Below are 18,447 nucleotides of genomic sequence, written 5' to 3'. Positions count from 1 at the left end.
GTCCCCAGCCGCATTTCACCCTGTCCCCAACCATTTAGTTGAAGCTCTGTTCGGTCCTCTCGATTATCTCGTCCTGCAGCGCCTTGCTCAGGTTTCTGAAGTGGTCACTGTAACCTGCCACACGCACTATCAGGTCTTTGTAGTCTTCCGGATGCTTCTGAGCCTGTATCAGCGTCTCTTTGTCTATAACGTTGAACTGGATATGGTGGCCGTCCATATTGAAGTACGTACGCACGAGATTAGCCATCTGGTCCAGGCCTTCCTCGCCTGCAACTACGCTCGGCGTGAATTTCTGGTTCAGAAGTGTTCCGCCTGTCTGCAGATGATCCATCTTGGCACATGATTTTACAACGGATGTCGGCCCGTTCGTATCAGCACCTTTCTCCGGGGAAATCCCTTCGGATACCGGCTTGTGGGCCAGACGTCCGTTCGGGCTTGCCATCATGACATCTCCAAAGTATACGTGGCATGTGGTAGGAAGCATGTTGATGCGGTACATGCCTCCAAGCATATTCGGCCGTCCTGTCACCTGGCTTCTGTAGTATTCGAATACATCCTTCATGATGCTGTCCGCATAGTCGTCGTCATTGCCGTATTTCGGCGTCTTGTTGCATACGATATTCCAGATCCTGTCGTGCCCCTCGAAGTTGTCTTCCAGCGCCTGCATCAGCTCATCCATCGTAAATGTCTTCTTTTCATATACGTTGTACTTCACAGATGCCAGGCAGTCCGTAATCGTACCGATTCCTACGCCCTGCAGATATTTTGTGTTGTACCTTGCACCGCCGCCGTTATAATCCTTGCCTTTTGAGATACAGTCGTTGGTGATGATGGATAGGAATGGAACAGGCATGTTTTCTGCATATATCTTCTCAATGACATTGCTTCCCTGCACTTTGATATCAATAAAATATTTCATCTGCTTTTTAAATGCATCATATAACTCTTCGTATGTCTTGAAATCCGCAGCATATCCAAGCTCAAGCCCGAGCTGCTGTCCGCTTACTTTGTCATAGCCGTTGTTCAGCGTCAGCTCGAATATCTTCGGAATGTTGAAGTATCCGGTGAGGATATAGGCTTCATTTCCGAATGCCCCTGTCTCTACACATCCGCTCGTTCCTCCGCGTCTTGCATCTTCCAGCGACTTGCCGGCATTGAGCAGTTCCTGGACGATAGCTTCCGTATTGTAGAACGCCGGCTGTCCCCATCCCTTACGTGATATCTCACAGGCACGCTTCAAGAACTTCTGTGGCGTCTTCCTGCTGATCTGTACGTTAGAGCTTGGCTGCAAAAGCTTCATCTCATCCATACAGTCGAGTATGAGATAGCTTACATTATTTACGCCGTTCTCTCCGTTCGGAGCGATACCGCCCGTGTTAAGGTTTGCAAAGTCCGTATATGTGCTGCTCTCCTTAAGCGTGATGCCTACCTTCGGCGGCGCGGGCTGGTTGTTGAATTTGACCCACAGGCACTCCAGCAGCTCCAGCGCCTTCTCATCATCCAGCGTTCCTGCTTCTACATCTTTTTCATAGAAAGGATTCAGGTGCTGGTCAAGGCGGCCCGGGCTGTATGCGTCCCACGGGTTCAGCTCGCTCGTTACGCCCAGATGTACGAACCAGTACATCTGGATTGCCTGCCAGTATGTCTCCGGCTTATGTGCCGGTACGACATCACAGTTGGCCGCAATCTGATGCAGCTCTTCTTTTCGCTTTGGATCCTCCTCTTTTTCTGCCAGCTCTCTCGCATAGGCGGCATATCTCTCCCCGAGAATCATGATAGCATCGCAGGCAATCTTCATGCCCTCCAGCTCGTTCTTCTTATCTAACGCCTCCGGGTCATTGAAGAAGTCCAGCTTGTCGATTGCCGCCTGGATATCTTCTTTATAGTCAAGGAATCCTTTTTCATATATCTTCACAGAGCCGACCGTATGTCCTGGTCCCCGCTGTTCCATAAATTCTGTAAACAGTCCCGCCTCATACGCCTTCTTCCACTCTGGCGTCATCTGTCTTAGAATCTTGTTCCGGATGCATCTCTTATCCCAGAACGGAATCATCACCTTTTCCTGCTTCTCAAAATCTTCTTCCTTTACCTTGAAGCTTATGAGTTCACGGTCATTCATGACATGCATATCTTCCATCGTGTGGCAGCACAGCTCCGGAAATGTAGGGGATGCCTGCGGGGAGTCGCCCTTCTCGCCGACGATCAGCTCGCCCTCGCCTATGTATAGCGTCTTAGACGCAAAGTAGTCTTTCAGCACCTGCGCGCGGAGTTCCGGGACAGACAGAGCGCCTTCATAAGCCTCATACGTCTTAGTCATGCTCTCGGCACGCTCCATGTCAATATGTGCCGGAGTGTCCAGGCTGAGCTTTCTGAGTTTCTTGATACGTTCGTTCATTCCTCTTTCTTCCATCTTCATTAACCTCCTATTTTTACGTTGTGGAAACCTGATTCTTTAAACAGCGTTACAAACTGTTCCATCTCTTCGTTTGACGGTGCATGAAGGTCCGTCCCCTTATACGTCAGTCCAAGCTTTTCATACTTTCCCGAACCGGTGTTGTGATACGGGAGAAGGTTCACGTTGGCCACCCTGATCTGCTTTTCCTTGAGATAGCCTATAATCGCGTCCATATCCTCTTTTGAGCCGTTTACTTCCCTGACTACCGGAATGCGGATATATATGCGGGCACCCTTGCCGCTTATGTATTCCAGATTCTCTAGAATCTGCTCGTTCCCCATACCCATGTACTTTTTATGTACGTCATTATCCATCGTCTTGATATCATACAAAAATGTATCTACATACGGCAGCAGCCTCTCGAAATTCTCACACGGCGCCTGTCCGCACGTATCAATCGTTACCGAAATCCCCATCTTATTAAGCCGCATCGCAAGTTCTTCCACATAATCCATGTCGGCCATCATAACCTCGCCGCCAGACAGCGTAACTCCCCCGCCGGATTCTTCGTAGAACATCTCATCTTTCTTAAGCTCCTTGATCAGCTCGCTGATGGTGTACTCTTTTCCGGCCACTTCCCGCAGATTCAGGTTACAGTAATCTACACATGTACCACAGCCCGTGCAGAGCTTCTGGTCAGTAACCATCTTGCCACCCTCTGCTTTCACCGCCTTCTGGGGACAGACCGAAGCACAGCTGCCGCAGCCTGCACACCTTTCCCTGTCGCAGAGAAGCTCAGGCTTAAAGCACTGCGTCTCCGGATTATGGCACCACAGACATTTCAGCAGACACCCTTTAAAAAAAACTGTCGTCCGTATCCCGTCACCGTCATGAATAGAATACTTCTGGATGCTTGTTATCAAACTCATCTCTTCACCTCACACGTTGTTCTTTTGCTTTTAGACTAACGTTTGTACTTTAGTCTAAACATAGCAAAAAAACAGTTCCTTGTCAAGAATTTATCAAGGAACTGCTATCCATTTCATGAAAATCAATATATTATATATTGCATTTTTGTGCACTTCTTACAATAGCCCATCTGCCGAACCGATTCCGAGCGCATAGTCAAACAGCGATATCTGCATGTCTCTGCCAGACTGCACCTTACGTTCCACGATTGTCTCATCTCCCCGAAGCCGTCCAATCAGAAGGGGCGATGCAGAATCATGTTGTTCCTTCTTCTTTCTGGCGCTCTGGGTTCCTCCCGTCGCGTAGCAATATGCGCATCCGTTGACGCAGGTATCATACATCCCGATATCAATGCTTTCTGCACAGCCACATTCTCTCCTCTGTCCCTTGTCCTTTTTCAGATCCAGCTTATAGCCGATAATGTCCCTGATCTTCTCTTTGTCGATGCAGGCGCCGTGCCGTATGCCGTAACGCTCCAGATTCACTTTCTCTGCACATGTATAGAGAGGGAGCTTATACTTCCCGGCAATCCCAGCAAGCCCTTCCGCTACAGAAATCATCTCATCTTCCTCTAATTCCGGGTAGGGATTACCTCTGTAAGCATCCACGAAACTGATGATACACCGGTCCGTATACTTGTGCAGCCATTCACACATCATCTCAAACTTTTCCAGATGATAGCCGAGCGTATATGCCCCGTTCAATATAATCGGATCGAACCTCCAGTCAACCCGTTGTCTCCCAAGGCGCTCGCTCAGCAGCACGAAGGTTGCCATCGATTCTTCCGTCGAAGGTAAGTTCTCCTCCATATCCTTTCCGTAATCCGTAACGGTCATCTGAAAATAATACCGGTATCCGAGCTGGTCGATCTCTTTGAGCTTCGGCAGGAGCGGCTCCGGATTCTTCGTCCAGAACACAATACAATCAACCGTATCCGGTGATATGGCGATACGGCTGATCTTCTTCCTGTTATATGGGTTTGGCACTAATATCTCCCCGGCCTTCAGTCGGTTGACAAACCACTCTGGATAGCATGCGGGGATATCGGTTCTTCTGCTCGCGCTGATAATCATCTCTGCTCTCCTGACTCCCTTGATTCAATAATATACTGAAAAAATAAAGTTGTCAAAGGGAGAACGTTTCCATTCTTCTCAGCATGCAGATTCTATTTTGTAATCTCTGCTTTATAATGTGCAATCTTATAATCGAACGCTCCGACCGCGGCTGCGGCGGCAAGTGCACAAACCGTCATCGGCAGGGTTATCCAGAACGGCAGCTCATAATGTAACACGAACTTTAAAGACAGCATGGCAGGGTAATAAATCAGGAAGATCATCTGCCAGGTTCTGTTGCACATGTTCCGATACTTTTCCAAACGATAGACTTTATCCAGTCTCATAATTTTCACTCCTCTCATTTTAAAGAATTCATTCTGCATATCCATTAGAGTCACATCCAGATTATCAAAGGTGTCATTCCGCTGTATCAGCTCGTCACACAGGTCCCTTGCCTCAGACAGCTCAGCCATCTCTTGCTGAAGCGCTGATTTCCTTGCTCCGATAACCTCGGATACCGTCACTTTGCCTTCCTTTACCTTTCTGATATCTTTTACCGGAACGCCGAGCACCCGCAGGAACTTTATCTTCTTCAGATCTTCCACGTCATGCATGCTGTATTCCCGATAATTATTTTCTTTATTTCTTCCCGGAGCGAGAAGGCCTTCCTCTTCATAATAACGGATATTCGCTTTTTTCATATCTACCAGTTGTTCAACTTCTTTGATGGTCAATTCCATTCCTCCTTACTGTTATTAAACACCTTAAAGTAACTTGAATGTCAACATTTCCGCGCAATGTTAACTATATTATTTATTTGGTTGACATTTTATACGGTTTCGGATATACTGCATACATACGAATTCCACAGGAGGCTGTCATGAATCATTCAAAATTATCTGTACAAGCCATCTGCACCATCGGGCTGTGCACTGCAGTAATTGCGATTATGGCGCAGATATCCATACCGATGCCTGCAGGCGTCCCGATGACGATGCAGACATTTGCGATTACGCTAGCGGCTGTCATACTAGGTTCCAAAAAGGGAGCTGCTGCCGCCCTTGTCTATGTACTGCTTGGCGCCGCCGGAGTACCTGTCCTGGCCGGCTTCGCAGGCGGATATCAATATCTTATTGGGCCGACCGGAGGATTTCTTCTGTCATTTCCTATTATGGCATATATCATAGGCTATGGAGCAGAAAAGTTCCGGCGTGTCAACATGGGCTTTATATCCTGCCTTATCCTCGGCACGGTCATCAATTATATCGGCGGTATCGTGATGTTCTGCCTCGTAACCGGCAGCAGCATATGGGCTGCATTCACTGCCTGCGTGCTTCCGTTTATACCGACAGCGGTTATAAAAGCAGCTCTGGCTACCATCATAGGATTTAGAATCCACAGAAGGCTGGTGAGCGCCGCATGCGTCTGAGACCACACCATCTGCTCTGTACGCAGGGATACTCGGGCAGAGGCTACAGCGAAGCGTTTGTAAAGAACATGGATGCCATTGTTCGTCGGCTGCGCACAGAGGACAAGACTCCCATCGAACTCGTCTTTTCCACGGATGACTTATGTTCCTGCTGCCCGGACATGCTGGATACCGACCTGTGCCGGGATAATGAAAAAGTAAAGCGTTTTGACAGGAAGGCGGCCGAATATTACGGTCTGGAAGAAAAGACATACATCTATCAGGAACTGGCTTCATACATACGTCGGCATACCACGCCGGACATGCTGGCGGATATATGCTGTGGCTGCAGCTGGTATCCGGTAAGCGCCTGCCGGGAAAAGATAACCGGAATAAAATAACGTTCAAAAGACACCGCTGTAAAAACAGGCCGGAACTTACCTCTTACGTGTAAGTTCCGGCCTGCTTCTTTCCTCTATCCCTTTAGCCGGGCAGCCTGTTATCCAAAATTCTTTTCTACGAGCCTGCAGTATTCTTCATATGCCTCCACGCCTCGGAAACTTTCTTCCAATGCATCCCGGATTCCTTTATAGTACCATCCTATCATCTCTTTATCCTTCATGCGGAACCTGTTCCACAGATTTTCACCCTCTACTGGATAATCTCTGTCTATATCCCTCATATTCGACAGCTTATCGGCAAGCCCTATCATCTGGACCTCCACCGGAGACCTCCCGATGTGCCGGATGGTGGCCCCTTTCCGCTCTACCCATGTCTTCGTCTTATCCTCGCTTTCCTGGGCAACCATAACGGCAACCCTGGCGCCAAATTCCCTGGCAAGCACTTCCTCCGTGACGCCGGCACAGTCTTCAATCGTATCGTGAAGCACCGCCGCGCTTATAATCTCTTCGTCCTCGGTCATGGAGGATACGATATCCCCCACTTCGACCGGATGAACGATATATGGCCGTTTCGTTCCCTTCCTGAACTGTCCTTCATGTGCTCTCGTTGCAAATTCAACCGCTTTGTCGATCATACTACCGTACCTCTCTCATCCTTAAGGTTCTGCAGTTTCTGCATCTTCTTCAATTTCCTCGCGAAGCCTTGCCTTTTCCCTTTTGTGGAACAAGTCAAAGATACATGGAACTACGACTAATGTTAATATGGTTCCGTATATCAGCCCTCCGATGGTCACGATTGCCATCGGCTGTACCATATCCGCTCCCATTCCGACTCCGACAGCAAGCGTAGACAGGCCTAGAATGGTCGTCAGCGCCGTCATGACGATCGGACGGAGCCTCGTCCTTCCAGCTTCCACCAGCGCCTCATGCCTTGTAAGTCCTCCGGCAATCAGCTGGTTCGTATAATCTATAAACACAATGCCATTATTCACAATAATTCCAGACAGCATGACAAACCCTACCATAGCGATAACGCTCACTGCTTTTCCTGCAATCCACAATCCGAGCAGGCCTCCCGTAAAAGCAAGCGGCACGGTGAACATGACGATGAACGGAGATCGCAGCGACTGGAACTGCGCAACCATAATGAGGTACATGAATACAAGTGCCAGGCCGAGCATCTTAAAGAGTTCTGTCATGGACTCGTTGATTGTCTCGTCTTCTCCGACCATCTTCACCTCATAGCCCTCAGGCACATCGTATGATTTGAGCGCCTTGTTCACACGGTTGCTCACAAGGCCGATATTATCCCCGTCTTTTACTTCTGAGGTAACAGACATATACCTGCTCTGGTCCTTCCTGCTGATTGCCTGCAGGCCGGAGGCATACTCAAATGAGGCGATATCGGAAAGCTTCACTTCTTCTGTCGTCCCATCCTGCTTTTCAGCCATGACGGTAAGCTCCCTGATATCTTTCCGTGTCAGGCTTTCATCAGCATCGTCTACCACATAGATGTCAAAATCCTGCGCATCCGCAGACAGGGATGTCGCGCTCTGCGCTTCTGAAAGCCGCTTGTTCAGGCTCTGGTATACCTGGGCAACCGTGAGTCCGTGTTCCGTCGCCTTTGTCTTATCGACGATAACACGGAGTTCCTCCTTGTTATCTTCCGTACCGTCGGTTACATTCTGTGTCCCTTTGATATCGGTCAGCATGCTCTTGATATCACCTGCAATCTTCTGCAGCTTATCCAGATCCTTGCCTTTAATCTGGACATTGATTCCTGAGCTGCCAAGCGCGCTCATGTCCATATTGGACATGTTGACTGTCAGCTCACCACCAAGACCTTTGGTTACTTTCTCTATCTCCTTTTTCAGCTCATTGTTGGAGAGGGAAGGCTTATCCTTCGTGATAGCGTAAAATTCCACCACATTCGTGGCTGTCGATGTCCCCATCATATCAGAGGAAGATACCATCGCTCCGATATCTTTGACGTCCTTCAGTTTTCCGACTCGGTCCATCACCTTATCCGCTGCTTTCGCCGTATCCTCAAGACTCGTCCCCTTCTCCGTCTCAAGCGTCATGCTGATCTCTGTACTCTCCATCTGAGGCATGAATTCTGTCCCTCTCGATATAGCCAGCGCACCGCTTGCCACGAACAGGACAAGCGCTCCTATGAGCACAAGCGGCTTCTTGTGAAGCGCCCTGGCGAGCAGTTTGCCGTACCAGTCCTTAATCTTTATGAACATGCGTGACTCTTTCTCTTCCGTCTTCTTTAACAGCCCGGCAGATATCATCGGCACGAGAGTCAATGCCACTATGAGGCTGGCAAGCAGTGAATATGCAATCGTAAGTCCCATATCCACGAACAGCTGCCTCGTAATTCCGCTCGTAAATACAATCGGGAGGAATACACATATCGTCGTAAGCGTGGAAGCTGTAATAGCCCCTCCCACCTGTCTTGCCCCCTCGATAGCCGCCGTCTTGGCCGAAGCCCCCTCTTCGTTCCGCATCCTGTAGATATTCTCGATAACCACGATAGAGTTATCTACAAGCATGCCGACACCGAGTGCCAGTCCCGACAGAGATATGATATTGAGCGTAACTCCCGAAAAATACATGGCCACAAGAGCGGTCATGATACTGATTGGTATGGAGCAGGCAATCACAAACGTAGGACGGAAGCTCTTCAAAAATACGAGCAATATGATAATCGCCAGTATCGCCCCATAAATCAGGTTCTCAAGTACAGAATTGACAATCAGATCGATATAGACGCCCTGGTCCATCAAAGTCACTGCTTTGATTTCCTTGTGCTCTTTCTGAAGGCTTTCCAGCTTCTCAAGCACACGGTCGCTCACATCTCCAGTAGAATAACCGGTCTGTTTCTGGATGCTCAGCATCATGCCAGGCTTCCCGTTAATCTTGGCATATGTTTCATCTGAGTTGTTGACAAGCTCTACATTGGCCACATCGGTAAGCTTTACCGGATCTATACCCTCCATATCGATAAGCACGAGATTCTTTATATCTTCTATAGTTTTGAACTTATCCCCCACACGGATGAGATAGTCAAGGCCTTCCTCTGTCACGTATCCGGCCGGCATGCTGAAGTTTTCTGCCGCCAGCAGTGTCTTCACCATATCGGCATTCAGCATGCCGCTAATATCTGCGCTCGCGGATGCTTCCCCTTTGGCCGCCTCCATCTGGGCTTCCTGGGACTGGATCATCACTTCTCCTGCCGCAAGCTGAGCAGCTCCTTCTCCAAGGCCTGCCGCCGCCTCCACCTGGGCGGATGCCAGCTGGCCCCTTGCCTGTGCCAGCGACATAGCGCCGTCGTTGACCTGCTTCTGCATTGCTTCCAGCTGCTGTTTCCCCGCAGTCACCTGCCCCTGGCCTTCCTGAAGTGACGCCTCCTGTTCGGAAAGCTGCGTTATCGTAGCCTCCAGAGCTGCTTTAGCTGTATCATAATTCGTAATCTGAGGCTGTATTTGCTGCAGCTGATTCCCCAACTGCGCAAACTCTGCCTCTTCAGCCTGCGTTCTTCCTCCGTTACCCAGCGCGTCCAGCTCATCATAACGCTTTTTCATCTGGTCGTAGCTTGCCTTCAGCGTCTTAAGCTGTGTCAGCTGTGCTTCTGCCGCTGCTTTGGATGACTGTATCGTGGCAAGTGACTGCTTCAGCTGAGTGTCCGTCACGTTAAGCTCTGCCATCTTTTCCGTAATCTCGAGCTGCGCCTGCTTAACTTCCTCCGCTTTCTGCGATATCTGTGATTCGGCCGCTCCCATACCGGAAGATGCCTGGGCTTTGCCGGCCGCCAGCGCCGCCTTGCCGGTCTCCACCTGGTCCTTGGCCGCCTGGAGGGCCGAGGCCGCCTCATCCATCTTCTTTTCTAATTCCGCCTTGACTTCTTCATTCAAGTCTTCTATCTTCTGTTCATTTACCGTAACCTGTACGGTCTCTTCGATGCTGCCTGCAGTAGAGACCGATGCCACGCCTTCTACGCTTTCCACTTCCGGAAGAATCTGCTCTTCGATGATCCGGGTCGTTTCGGCCGCGTCTTCCCCATCGGCACTGACTGCCGCAATCAGTACAGGCATCATACTTGGATTCAGTTTCATTATAATGGGATTGGTTACTTCATCCGGCCAGAAGCCGCTGATCTGATCCAGTCCTTCCCGCATCTCTATTGTGACAGAGTCCATATTGGCTGTCTGATCGAATTCGAGAATCACTGTTGAAGCATTTTCATTTGATACAGATTGTACGTTCTTTATGTTGCTTACAGTTGCCATCGTCTGTTCCACAGGCTTCGTAACAACCGTCTCCACTTCCTCCGGGCTTGCCCCCGGATATGTCGTCATTACGATGGCATAAGGCAGGTTCATGCTCGGAAGCAGATCTACCGTCATATTCCCGAATGATACAATCCCGAGAATGATAATCAACACAACTCCTACCACCACTGTATAAGGCCTTTTTACACTGAATTTTGATAACATTGATGTCCCTCTTTCTGAGTATTCACCTTGCCAGGGGCAAGTGCACCCTGCCAAGAGCCCCGTATAGGACGGGGCTAACCGCTGATACGTAAATAATAGCACTTGAGGGTTTAAATAGCAACGATTCCGGTATATAATAATTGCAGGAAAAATACGATTTAAGATTTTTTTTAGAATTGTTGTAAGCAGAGACAAGGAGGATATGCCAAATGTCAAAATATGCCCTCATTACAGGTGCTTCCAGAGGTATTGGAAAGGCTGCCGCCCTTCTTTTTGCCGCCAGAGACTATCATGTATTTCTCACCTGCAGGTGTTCCGCGGACGCGCTTGAAGAAGTAAAAAGAGAAATAATATCAACAGGCGGAGCCTGCGATACGGTTACAGGCGACGTGGGGGATTCTGCGGATGTCGATAATATCTTCTCCTTTATATACAGCAGATGCAGCAGTCTGGACGTACTGATCAACAATGCCGGGTGTGCTCACATCGGCCTGTTGAGCGATATGACCGATGAGGAATGGAACCGTGTCATACAGACGAACCTGTCGTCCGTCTTCTATTGTTCAAGGGCTGCCATCCCTCCCATGGTCCGCAGGAAGAGCGGGACAATCGTCAATGTCTCATCCATGTGGGGTACGTACGGCGCCTCCTGCGAGGCTGCTTATTCGGCATCCAAAAGCGGGGTGAATGGACTCACAAAGGCTCTGGCAAAGGAACTGGCGCCAAGCAACGTACAGGTGAATGCTCTGGCGTGCGGTGTCATCGATACTGAGATGAATAGCCAGTTAAGCGTCGAAGAACGTGCAGAACTGGCTGACGAGATTCCGGCAGGCAGGTTCGGTACTCCTGAAGAAGCTGCGGAAATGCTCTGGAACATAGCAACTGCCCCGTCATATATGACGGGGCAGATCATAGGCATCGACGGGGGCTTTTAGTGCAGATCCAGCTCTACCGGGCAATGGTCCGAACCCATGACACTCGTGTGGATCTTCGCGTCCTCCAGCCTGTCTTCCAGGCTTTCCGACGCACAGAAGTAGTCGATACGCCAGCCTGCATTTTTCTCTCTCGCCCGGAAGCGATATGACCACCATGAGTAGATTCCTTCTGTATCCGGGTAAAAATGTCGGAACGTATCGATGAAGCCGGCTTCTTTTATCTTACGGAACTTGTCCCTCTCTTCATCTGTAAACCCGGCATTCTTCCTGTTCGTCTTTGGATTCTTAAGGTCAATCTCTTCTGCCGCTACATTCAGGTCACCGCAGAAGATGACAGGCTTATCCTCTTCCAGCTTCTTGAGATAGGACAGGAACGCATCCTCCCACTGCATACGGTATGGCAGCCTTGCCAGTTCGCTCTGGGCATTCGGCGTATACACCGTCACAAAGTAGAAATCCCCATACTCCAGCGTGATGACCCGGCCTTCCTTATCATGTTCTTCTATCCCCATGCCGCAGGAATAAGACAGCGGCTCCTCTTTCGTGAATATGGCAGTCCCTGAATATCCCTTCCGCTCTGCGTAATTCCAGTACTGGTGGTAACCGGGCGTATCGAGCTCAAGCTGCCCTTCCTGCATCTTTGTTTCCTGGATACAGAAGATATCTGCATCCGCTTCCTGAAAGAAATCCATGAACCCTTTCTGTACACAGGCACGGATTCCATTTACATTCCATGAAATTAGCTTCATTTATCATCCTCCAATTATGTCAATCGTCTTTGCTTAGCTTAATAATATACTTTTCTCAGGAACAGGCCTCTTGCCGGGGCAAGAAATCCTGCCAGGCTCCGGTCCTCCGCCGCAATCACGACGGGAAGCATGGAAGCGTCCCTTTTTCCGGTTCCGATTTCCAGCAGCGTGCCGGTCAGTATCCTCACCATATGGTAGAGGAATCCCGTTCCATAGTATGTGATGCGGACCTTATCGCCCGTGCTTACGATCTTGATATTCGTAATCCTGCGGATAGGATCCCCGCAGTCTTTGTCGTCCGTAAAACTCGTAAAATTCTTCACGCCGACGAGATACTCGACCGCACTCCGCATCGCCTCAATGTCCAGCTTCTCCGGATAGTGGTAGCAATATCTGCGTGAGAACACATCCGGCTTTTCCCGGCAGTCAATATAATATTCATACTTTTTGCCCTTTGCGCTCTTTCGGGCATGGAACCCGTTTTTGACCAGCTCTGCTTTGACAATTCTGATATCTTCGGGCAGATACCTGTTCAGAGAATCTTTAAACTCCTGTGGGTCATATAGTTTGGACAGTTTGACACTCACCACTTGCCCCCTGGCATGTACACCGGCATCTGTCCTTCCCGAGCCGTCTACATGAACCCTGTAGCCAACCAGTTTTCCTATGCTCCACTCCAGTACGAACTGTATCGTATTATCTGTCGTGGCCTGTCTCTGCCACCCCTGATATCTGCTCCCGTCGTATGATACGGTTAATTTATACGTTCTCATCTGCATCTCACCCAATCTGAATCTACGTCTGTTCTCTGCTACTTATCATCATCTGTTTCCGAGATAATTATGTATACTAATTGAACTGTTGCTGCCCGGAAAACAGTAAAAAGGAAGAAGCAAACATGTTCCTTTGCTTCTTCCTTATTCTAACACTATACGACATATTTCGTAAATACCTTCTTGCACGTATTCCTAATTATCCAGGATTTTTTTCAGCTCATCCATAAAGGTATTGACGTCTTTGAACTCCCTGTACACGGAAGCAAATCTGACGTAAGCCACCTCGTCCAGCCCTTTGAGCTCTTCCATGACAATCTCTCCAATCGTACTGCTCGGAATCTCCTTTGCCTCCAGGCTGAAAATTTTCGTCTCGATAGAGTCCACAGTCTGCTGTATCGCATCTGCGGATACCGGACGCTTATAACACGCGCGAAGGACACCGTTCTCAATCTTCTTACGGTTATACTGTTCTCTGTTGTTGTCTTTTTTAATGATGATGAGCGGAATAGTCTCTACCTTCTCATATGTGGTAAACCGCTTGCCGCACACATCGCAGGAGCGTCTTCTGCGGATGGAGCTTCCGTCCTCCGCCGGCCTGGAATCTATGACTCTTGTATCTAGGTGGTTGCAGTATGGACACTTCATCTTGACCCAAATCCTTTCTTCTGTAATACATATAGTATATCTGCTGTTTCGGCAGAAGTCAAACAACATTACCAGTTTTTCCCTTTATTTTGTCTCTTCGTGAATTTCTACCAGTATGACATCCGGACCTATTTTTTTAATGCATTTGCACGGAATGATGTACTCGCTCCCATCGCCGAAAAATCCACAGAATTTGCCGGATTTTGGAATAATGATAGCTTCTACGCGGCATCCGCAGTCATCCATTATCAGGTCTGCCACGTATCCAAGCCTTTTACAGTCACAAGTATTGATTACTTCTTTATTCTGAAGCTCACTCAGTCTCATACAGCGTTCTTCCTCCCGAATCGTGCAGAATGCACAAAGGGGCCAGGCCCCTTTCGAAAGGGACCTGGCCCCTCCGTCTGCATCTGCTTCTTATTGACAGTATATGCAGACAGATGTAAAGTGTCAGACGTTCATTACCTTTTCACTCCGGAAGGCCCTGACGATGACACCCAGGAGCACGCCGCCGATTGCAAGCGTCTCGATAAGGGTTATGCCATACTGCAGCATCGTCACGTTCTGACCCAGAATTCCCTTCATCACAAGCGCACTGTTATACAGCGGTATATAGTAGTCTGTCTGTGTCGGGTCACCTGTCGTGAACATCGTAACGAGCCCTACAATAAGCACGAGCATATACACTGGCATCACATATGTACTTGCCTCTTTCGTAGACTTGGCAAATACCGAGATAAGCGCTATGATGCTGGAATACAGGAATGCAATCGCCACAAGCAGCGCGCCGAGCATCACTACCTGTTGTACACTCAGGTTGATGTTCAGGCTGTCCGCCCCTGAACCAACCATCGACTTCATCATCAGAGGTGCACACACGACCATCGCAATCACATATATAAGAGAGGATATCCCGGAGATCGCCATAAGAGAGAACACTTTGCCAAGAACGATAGAACTTCTCTTGACCGGGGAAACGAGCAGGCTCGCCATCGTTCCTCTCTCCTTCTCTCCTGCAATCATGTCGGTTCCGATACCCATGGCTCCTGCAAACAGAAGGATTGTGATAAAGTACGGAAGCATCATTCCTATCGCCTTGCCGCTGGCTTTCTCATCGTCCTGTATAATCATATCTTCATTATCTGAATTCACCGTAAACACAGTGAGCTGTGCCAAATCTCCTACACGCCCTGCAAGCAGCGTCTGCCGGTAAGCTTCCAGAACACCCCCTGAGATATTATCATATGCCGCCTGAGAGTAGTCCTCGGAAGGGTTATAGTATGTCTTTACCTGAGGAATCTGCCTGCCGGCCTCATAATCGCTGACCGCGTCTTCAAATCCATCTGGAAATTCTATAATCAGATCGGCCTTGCCGTCGAGGATATCCTTTTTCGCCTTATCCATCCCGCTGCCGTCAATGAGCCTGGATTTGAATGCCTGCTTGCTGTCACCGAGGAAGGCTTTAAAGCTGGCAGGCTCGTTTGCGACATATACCACGGATTCGTGGGACTCTATATCATCTTCCATGTTGGATACAAGGCCGCTGACGATGGTCATAATCAATATCATGATAAGTACGGGGAGAAAGAATACGGAAAACACCATCTTCTTGTCTTTGAAGATTCTGGCCATCTCTTTCCCAAATATCTGCTTGATTCCGTTCATCTTACAGTTCCCCCTTTCTTTCCTTATACAGCTCGAAGAACGCATCTTCCAGATCATCGGTGCCGGTCATCTGAAGCAGTTCCGTGAGCGTGCCCTCTGCCACTTTATTTCCTTCTATTATCACGCCGATACGGTCACACAGCTTCTCCGCCTCTGACATGATATGTGTGGACACGATGACTAGCTTCCCGTCATCTCTCAGCTTCCTGAGATAGTCGGTCACGCTTCTGGCAGTAATGATATCAAGCCCGTTGGTCGGCTCATCGAAGATTACGATGTCCGGGTTATGGACGAGACTCACCGCTATCGCCGCCTTTTGTTTCATACCTGTAGAAAGTTCTTTAATCTGCTTGTGGGCAAAATCTTTGATACCAAAGTATGTAAACAGCTCCTCTTTCCGTTCTGCCAGCACATCCTGCGGAACATTATGCAGGCGTCCGAAAAAGCCGAACATATAATCTACATCAAACTGTTCATCCAGCTTAATGTCACTTGTAAGAAATCCGATACTTTCCCTTACCGCTTCAGGTTCCTTCTGGACCTCATGCCCGCTGACGTAGATTTCTCCTTCGGAAGGCTTGATCAACGTTGCAATGCATCTGAGCGTCGTCGTCTTTCCTGCACCGTTAGGTCCCAGAAGGCCGTATATCTCACCTTCATGCGCGTTCAGGCTCAGATTGTCTACAGCAGTCTTCATTGGGTTCTTCGTCTTGGATTCCAACATCTGCTTCTTATTCAGTTTATAGATTTTTGTCAAATTCTTAATCTCAATCATAACTGCGCTCCTCATATTATTTTGTACTACTATGCTAATACAATAATATTTCTTTTTTCTCCATTTGTCAACCAAATTATAATGAACGGGACATAATAATTTTCATCATACCGCCGCACACTGCCGAAAAAGCCGTGACAATCATGAGCGTACAAAATACCGTCGTATTATAATATCCGGCTATGATCGATGCAGTCATGAATGCTATAAGGCACAGCCTGTATGCCTTGGCCTGGCCTTTCGTGTATATCTCAAGCGTCCGTTCATCATGCTCTTTGATGTACAGCTTCCGCAGATATTCCCTGTTCCTGAGCGCTTTGGCCGACACGAATATTCCATAGAGCATCACTCCCGCCCACACGGTAAACATCCCCGCTTGAAATCCTTGAAAAAAACTCCCCGCATGTTCTGACGCATCCATGGTGCTTGCCCTCATATAGCTTAAGACAATTACTGCTACTGACACTGCCGCAAATATGCTTTCGAATATAATACCGCGCTTTAATTTGTTCCTGTAATCTTCCATACCTATATCTCCTCCACATCAGAAAAGTCAAACACCTCTTCTATCTTCACTCCAAAGAACCGTGCTATCTTATACGCCAGCACGAGCGAAGCTGTATACTTCTCCCTTTCCAGCGAGATGATAGTCTGCCGTGTGACCCCGACCGCTATCGCCAGCTCTTCCTGGGACAGCTTATGCATTTTTCTCAGTTCCTGTATCCGGGTTTTCATAACATCTGTCCCTTCCTTCTTATTGTATAGCACACTTTACATTTATAGTATAGTATGCTTTACATCATATGTCAAGTTGATTTTACATTTTAATTATTCGGAAGCGCTAAAACGGGAAGGCGCTGCGCCTTCCCGTTAAATGTGTCATGTACGTACCTTCTATTCTTCAATATCTATAACAGACACCGGACATCCGTCCCTTGCATCTTTTGCCGTGCTTTCATATTCCGGCTCCACATCGGCATATGCCTCCGCGATACCGTCATCATCAAAACGGAACACCTCCGGGCAGACGGCTACGCAGGCGCCGCAGGAAATACATCCTTCATTTACTCTGGCTTTCATCGGTCACTCCTCCTCGCATTTTTCCTTAGTATGACCCGAGAAGCTCCATGTTATTCAATAATTATTTTATGACAGTCCCAGTCTTTCCTTTCAGCGCTGCATCCAGTTTGTCAAATGAAGTTATAAGCGCGCCACGACCTTCTCTCTTTTCGATAAAGGCCACCGAAGCGCTGAACTTGGGCAGCATGTTGTATTTTCCGAAATGTCCCTCATCCATATATCGCTTAGCCTGTTCTACCGTAATCTCGCCGAGTTCTTCCTCCTCTGGCCTGCCGATATTAATCTTAACCTTCTCAACGCTTGTGAGGATAATAAGCTCATCGGCATCTATTTCCTCAGCCATCCTGCCAGCCGCAAGATCCTTTTCGATAACCGCACTGGCTCCTTTGAGGTGGTTGTCCTGCTGCAGTACAGGGATGCCGCCGCCTCCGCAGGCGATGACAATCTGGTCAGCATCCATCAGGGCTTTTATTGCGTCTATCTCTACGATACTGACCGGATTCGGAGCCGACACGACACGCCGATAGCCTTTTCCCGGCTCTTCCACAACGTAGTTTCCTTTTTTCCTCTCCACATTGGCTTCCTCTGCCGTCATATAGCGGCCGAGCACCTTGGTCGGCGTATAGAATGCCTCGTCATATGGGTCTACGACAACCTGTGTCAGTATCGTGCTGACCGTCCTGTATATGCCACGGTTCAGCAGCTCTTCCCGGATGCCGTTCTGCAGATCATAACCGATATATCCCTGACTCATGGCGGAACACACCGACATGGGCGCCGCCGTGTAATCCTGATGCGCCCTGCCGAATTCATTCATAGCCGTGTGGATCATGCCGACCTGGGGCGCATTGCTGTGTGTAATTGCCACCTGGTAACCTGCTTCTATCAGCCCGGCTATCGTCCTTGCCGAATGCTTTACCGCCTCTTTCTGTTCCGGCAGCGTTGTTCCAAGTGCTCTGTGCCCCAATGCTACTACTACTCTTTTCTTCATAATCTATCCCTCTTCTTGATTTTAAATTCCGCTTTCTCCTGCATAAAACATAAGAAAATTATAGTATCATTCAATATAAAATGCAACGTTTTTATTTCCATAAT

The 18,447-nt window shown here is 48.7% G+C and carries 19 protein-coding genes; 3 read left to right on the top strand and 16 right to left on the bottom strand.

Features of this window, described 5'->3' with window-relative positions:
- Positions 1 to 34 precede the first annotated feature (34 nt).
- The 4 genes from hypD to HMPREF0980_RS00550 all read right to left on the bottom strand — a co-directional run bounded on the left by hypD (position 35) and on the right by HMPREF0980_RS00550 (position 5,153).
- Complete coding sequence (gene hypD, locus HMPREF0980_RS00565; RefSeq protein ID WP_049728269.1) at positions 35 to 2,410, bottom strand: trans-4-hydroxy-L-proline dehydratase; 2,376 nt, start codon at positions 2,408 to 2,410, stop codon at positions 35 to 37.
- A gap of 5 nt (positions 2,411 to 2,415) precedes the next feature.
- The gene (locus HMPREF0980_RS00560; protein ID WP_049727227.1) at positions 2,416 to 3,324 is read right to left on the bottom strand and encodes a trans-4-hydroxy-L-proline dehydratase activase; all 909 of its coding nucleotides are present in this window, start codon (positions 3,322 to 3,324) and stop codon (positions 2,416 to 2,418) included.
- 156 nt (positions 3,325 to 3,480) lie between these two features.
- Entirely contained in the window at positions 3,481 to 4,437 is a 957-nt protein-coding gene (locus tag HMPREF0980_RS00555) for a DUF1848 domain-containing protein (protein WP_049727226.1), read from the bottom strand.
- 92 nt (positions 4,438 to 4,529) lie between these two features.
- Positions 4,530 to 5,153: a MerR family transcriptional regulator gene (locus HMPREF0980_RS00550; protein ID WP_049727225.1), complete on the bottom strand. Its 624-nt coding sequence runs from the start codon at positions 5,151 to 5,153 to the stop codon at positions 4,530 to 4,532.
- Between the two features lie 146 nt (positions 5,154 to 5,299).
- On the opposite strand from HMPREF0980_RS00550, the gene HMPREF0980_RS00545 reads away from it, so the two are divergent.
- Together HMPREF0980_RS00545 and HMPREF0980_RS00540 are read left to right on the top strand one after the other, a co-directional pair.
- A complete protein-coding gene (locus HMPREF0980_RS00545) occupies positions 5,300 to 5,848 on the top strand; it encodes a biotin transporter BioY (RefSeq protein ID WP_049727224.1) in 549 nt (182 codons plus the stop codon).
- Positions 5,839 to 6,228 (top strand): DUF1284 domain-containing protein, encoded by a 390-nt coding sequence (locus HMPREF0980_RS00540; protein WP_049727223.1) that lies wholly within the window; start codon positions 5,839 to 5,841, stop codon positions 6,226 to 6,228. The genes HMPREF0980_RS00545 and HMPREF0980_RS00540 overlap by 10 nt, the downstream gene beginning before the upstream one ends.
- A gap of 98 nt (positions 6,229 to 6,326) precedes the next feature.
- On the opposite strand, the gene HMPREF0980_RS00535 is transcribed toward HMPREF0980_RS00540, so the two are convergent.
- Both HMPREF0980_RS00535 and HMPREF0980_RS00530 read right to left on the bottom strand, forming a co-directional pair.
- The gene (locus HMPREF0980_RS00535; protein ID WP_049727222.1) at positions 6,327 to 6,863 is read right to left on the bottom strand and encodes an HD domain-containing protein; all 537 of its coding nucleotides are present in this window, start codon (positions 6,861 to 6,863) and stop codon (positions 6,327 to 6,329) included.
- 21 nt (positions 6,864 to 6,884) lie between these two features.
- Complete coding sequence (locus HMPREF0980_RS00530; protein ID WP_049727221.1) at positions 6,885 to 10,727, bottom strand: efflux RND transporter permease subunit; 3,843 nt, start codon at positions 10,725 to 10,727, stop codon at positions 6,885 to 6,887.
- A 209-nt stretch (positions 10,728 to 10,936) separates the two neighbouring features.
- Here HMPREF0980_RS00530 and fabG point away from each other — a divergent pair, with 209 nt between their 5' ends.
- Positions 10,937 to 11,662 (top strand): 3-oxoacyl-ACP reductase FabG, encoded by a 726-nt coding sequence (fabG, locus tag HMPREF0980_RS00525; protein ID WP_049727220.1) that lies wholly within the window; start codon positions 10,937 to 10,939, stop codon positions 11,660 to 11,662.
- On the opposite strand, the gene HMPREF0980_RS00520 is transcribed toward fabG, so the two are convergent.
- From HMPREF0980_RS00520 to arcC, 10 genes are all read right to left on the bottom strand, one after another.
- Positions 11,659 to 12,411, bottom strand: a complete 753-nt coding sequence (locus HMPREF0980_RS00520; RefSeq protein ID WP_049727219.1) for an exodeoxyribonuclease III — start codon at positions 12,409 to 12,411, stop codon at positions 11,659 to 11,661. The genes fabG and HMPREF0980_RS00520 overlap by 4 nt on opposite strands.
- Before the next feature lie 38 nt (positions 12,412 to 12,449).
- Positions 12,450 to 13,184: a tRNA pseudouridine(38-40) synthase TruA gene (truA, locus tag HMPREF0980_RS00515; protein ID WP_049727218.1), complete on the bottom strand. Its 735-nt coding sequence runs from the start codon at positions 13,182 to 13,184 to the stop codon at positions 12,450 to 12,452.
- Between the two features lie 195 nt (positions 13,185 to 13,379).
- Positions 13,380 to 13,832, bottom strand: a complete 453-nt coding sequence (gene nrdR, locus HMPREF0980_RS00510) for a transcriptional regulator NrdR (RefSeq protein ID WP_049728268.1) — start codon at positions 13,830 to 13,832, stop codon at positions 13,380 to 13,382.
- Between the two features lie 84 nt (positions 13,833 to 13,916).
- Positions 13,917 to 14,159 carry a YlmC/YmxH family sporulation protein gene (locus HMPREF0980_RS00505; RefSeq protein ID WP_049727217.1) on the bottom strand — a complete coding sequence of 81 codons (243 nt, stop codon included), beginning with the start codon at positions 14,157 to 14,159 and terminating at the stop codon, positions 13,917 to 13,919.
- A 123-nt stretch (positions 14,160 to 14,282) separates the two neighbouring features.
- Complete coding sequence (locus HMPREF0980_RS00500; protein ID WP_049727216.1) at positions 14,283 to 15,497, bottom strand: ABC transporter permease; 1,215 nt, start codon at positions 15,495 to 15,497, stop codon at positions 14,283 to 14,285.
- A 1-nt stretch (position 15,498) separates the two neighbouring features.
- Complete coding sequence (locus tag HMPREF0980_RS00495) at positions 15,499 to 16,272, bottom strand: ABC transporter ATP-binding protein (protein ID WP_049727215.1); 774 nt, start codon at positions 16,270 to 16,272, stop codon at positions 15,499 to 15,501.
- A gap of 76 nt (positions 16,273 to 16,348) precedes the next feature.
- Positions 16,349 to 16,798, bottom strand: coding sequence for a hypothetical protein (locus HMPREF0980_RS00490; protein ID WP_049727214.1), 450 nt, complete (start codon positions 16,796 to 16,798; stop codon positions 16,349 to 16,351).
- 2 nt (positions 16,799 to 16,800) lie between these two features.
- Entirely contained in the window at positions 16,801 to 17,007 is a 207-nt protein-coding gene (locus tag HMPREF0980_RS00485) for a helix-turn-helix transcriptional regulator (RefSeq protein ID WP_049727213.1), read from the bottom strand.
- A 159-nt stretch (positions 17,008 to 17,166) separates the two neighbouring features.
- Complete coding sequence (locus HMPREF0980_RS00480) at positions 17,167 to 17,352, bottom strand: ferredoxin (RefSeq protein WP_049727212.1); 186 nt, start codon at positions 17,350 to 17,352, stop codon at positions 17,167 to 17,169.
- Between the two features lie 61 nt (positions 17,353 to 17,413).
- The gene (gene arcC / locus HMPREF0980_RS00475; protein ID WP_049727211.1) at positions 17,414 to 18,343 is read right to left on the bottom strand and encodes a carbamate kinase; all 930 of its coding nucleotides are present in this window, start codon (positions 18,341 to 18,343) and stop codon (positions 17,414 to 17,416) included.
- Positions 18,344 to 18,447: the final 104 nt, after the last annotated feature.

The organism is Dorea sp. D27 (assembly GCF_001185345.1).
Classification (GTDB): domain Bacteria; phylum Bacillota; class Clostridia; order Lachnospirales; family Lachnospiraceae; genus Extibacter.
The sequence above is the reverse complement of the archived record's forward strand: the minus strand, read 5'-3'. Positions and strand labels throughout refer to the sequence as shown.